4 protein-coding genes and 1 pseudogene are annotated in these 2,501 nt (G+C 43.1%); 4 read left to right on the top strand and 1 reads right to left on the bottom strand.

Annotated features, from left to right (window positions below; genetic code table 11):
* The 4 genes and pseudogenes from BRW63_RS26835 to BRW63_RS26820 all read left to right on the top strand — a co-directional run.
* A pseudogene (locus BRW63_RS26835) lies at window positions 1–188 on the top strand (IS4 family transposase); the annotation flags it as partial.
* A 489-nt stretch (window positions 189–677) separates the two neighbouring features.
* Window positions 678–833, top strand: a complete 156-nt coding sequence (locus BRW63_RS28660; protein ID WP_181314517.1) for a hypothetical protein — start codon at window positions 678–680, stop codon at window positions 831–833.
* Window positions 834–869: 36 nt separating this feature from the next.
* The gene (locus BRW63_RS26825; RefSeq protein ID WP_073075355.1) at window positions 870–1,088 is read left to right on the top strand and encodes a DUF433 domain-containing protein; all 219 of its coding nucleotides are present in this window, start codon (window positions 870–872) and stop codon (window positions 1,086–1,088) included.
* Between the two features lies 1 nt (window position 1,089).
* The gene (locus BRW63_RS26820; RefSeq protein ID WP_073075354.1) at window positions 1,090–1,410 is read left to right on the top strand and encodes a DUF5615 family PIN-like protein; all 321 of its coding nucleotides are present in this window, start codon (window positions 1,090–1,092) and stop codon (window positions 1,408–1,410) included.
* A 51-nt stretch (window positions 1,411–1,461) separates the two neighbouring features.
* On the opposite strand, the gene BRW63_RS26815 is transcribed toward BRW63_RS26820, so the two are convergent.
* The gene (locus BRW63_RS26815; protein WP_143162137.1) at window positions 1,462–1,980 is read right to left on the bottom strand and encodes a hypothetical protein; all 519 of its coding nucleotides are present in this window, start codon (window positions 1,978–1,980) and stop codon (window positions 1,462–1,464) included.
* Window positions 1,981–2,501 lie beyond the last annotated feature (521 nt).

Below are 2,501 nucleotides of genomic sequence, written 5' to 3'. Positions count from 1 at the left end.
AAGTTGAGACCAATCCACCGCATCTGGCGCAAGCACCGATTCCGTTCTCGATGGCAACGGTGAAGCGACGGGCGCTCAATCAGCATCTTCTCGAGCGCTTTATTGCCACCTTAGACTTGGAGCCAACCTTGATTAAATCCCACCCCAACTATCCAACCCTTTGTGACTACGGCATTATCGCCGCCTAAATTTGTCCGAAGTGTTGATTAACACAATACCCCGGACAGTTTTTTGAACGGTTCTATAAGGTTTTCAGGGCTTACGGTTCCAAGATCGAGCTATTTTTTCAAAGTTAGCTCTGCCCCTGACTTGGAAAAAAAGATCCCGCTTACGGCAGGATGCGGGTTTGAGCCTTAAAACCTGCTCAAATTTTGTCCGGAGTATTGTTAACAATAACTTTGATTTTATCTTTTGGCACTTTAGAGTCGCTTTCAAATATAGTCTTAGATTCAACAGAATAGTCTAAGAATCTCGTTCTATTTTGGTCTTGCTCAGTGATATTAGTGACTGAAATTGTTATTAATCCACCAGCATCAGCGGTGAATATAGTGTTAGCTATCTTTCCTAGTTTAAACCTCATTGACTTCAGCTCTTTTTTGACAAGCATATTGATCCAGCAAAGTCATAAAAGTTTTTAAGAACCTCATAGTATTTGTGATTAGAGTATCTAAAATCTCATGGAGCTTTTGCTGATTCTGCGGCATAACGTTCGCGCTCACCGGACGCAGATCACCTTTGCATCTCAACCGATTACGTTTATACGTTCCGGTGCAGCGCGGTTGTTAGACCGCGCCGTTTACCCGACTCGGAGCTACCTGGACAGAAAGAATTGATAAACTATTAATATAGAACCCAGAGGTCAAAAACTTATGGTTAGGAACTCCTCAATTATCAGCGCATCTCCAGAGATTATGGGGGGAACCCCAGTGTTTGTTGGAACTAGGGTTCCTGTGCAGACGCTTCTGGACTATCTTAAAGCGGGAGAATCAATCGATGATTTCTTGGATGGATTTCCAACCGTGACTAGAGAGCAGGTCATCGCCTTGCTGGAAGAGGCAGGAAAACAGCTTGTTGGCATGGTGGCGTAGCATGAAGCTACTGTTGGATGAATGCATAGATCGAAAATTTGCCAGAGAATTACTTGGCTATGAGGTGAAAACAGTTCCACAAATGGGATGGACAGGAGTAAAGAATGGTCAACTTCTTGCTCTTGCAGAAGCAGAGTTTGACGTTTTTATTACAGTTGATCGCAACTTATCGTTTCAGCAGAATCTGCCACAGTTTGGTATTGCCGTAATTGTTTTGCAAGCACCATCCAATCGTTTGTCAGACCTGAAGCCTCTAGCATCAGAGGTTTTAGCTATTATAACTACCGTAGCTAAAGGACAGGCTACGGTAGTCGGCGCATGAAGGTAGAGATGGGCAGTGCCCACCCTACTACTACTACTACTCAAAAATTATTCATAGACCGTTTTTACCACCACCACTATTGCCGCCTTGTTTTGAACTCCCACTGTTTCCGCTTGGACGACCTGTTCTCTCCAAAAAGTTCTCTATTCTCTCATTTGGTTCAGGTTGAGAACCTTTTGGGTTTGCCACATCAGATTCAACCAAGGCTTTTCCAAGATCAATAGCATCCTTGGCAATACCGAGTACTTTTTCAACAAGTTTTTCGGTGATAACGTTACCAACTCTCTCAGCAGTATCAGTTTGTGCCATGACTGATAAGCGTGTTGTGATTGAGGCAGCTATTGAAGGTCTTACTGAAAGGGAAACTGTTAGCAACAAACAAACGGATAGGCAGTAGAACGTATTAAAGATCAGTGCTATCCAACGAAGTGTTTTCTTGTCAGTTCTCATGCTTGTATCTCCTTGCACAAAATAAGTAAGAAAGTGTGGCTCAGTAGATGCAGTTAACAGTACTGGAGTGAACTTTTTCTCCATCAAAGTTTTGCTACCTAAGAATGCAAGCTTCAACAAAAATTTTCGGATAACGCACAGCCCTGTGGTAGCTCAATCTTGAGGATAAATAGATGCTGTTGGGTACACCACCCCCATGGACAACTCAGCGGGCTAACTTCTTTTTAGAGAGAAAGTTTCCGTAGATCCATCCCAAAACAGGTGGATCGGCAGAAGTTTTCTGCATATCACCCTAAATTGGGTGGATCGGCAGAAATTTTCCGCATATTAACCTAACTAAGGTGGATCGGCAGAAATTTTCCGCATATCTTCAGATTTGTGCGAGTAATTATACGAGTATTATTAAGCACATAATGTACTGATGTGACCAAACTGCTCATGGAACCGCGCCCGAAAAAGCTTTTAGACCAACTGCGTGACACGATTCGGCTCAAGCATTATGCTTACCGCACCGAAGAAACCTATGTATACTCTAATCGGCTAAGAGCTGGACTTTTTTGAAGGATTGAAACTTCCAACTCATCAGGCTTTTTAGCTTGTCGTGTTTGTCAATAGGAGCCGTCTCTATCACCGTTGAAATT

It is taken from the genome of Phormidesmis priestleyi ULC007 (assembly GCF_001895925.1).
Taxonomy (GTDB): Bacteria; Cyanobacteriota; Cyanobacteriia; order Leptolyngbyales; family Leptolyngbyaceae; genus Phormidesmis_A; species Phormidesmis_A priestleyi_A.
This window is presented reverse-complemented; position numbering and strand designations above follow the sequence as displayed.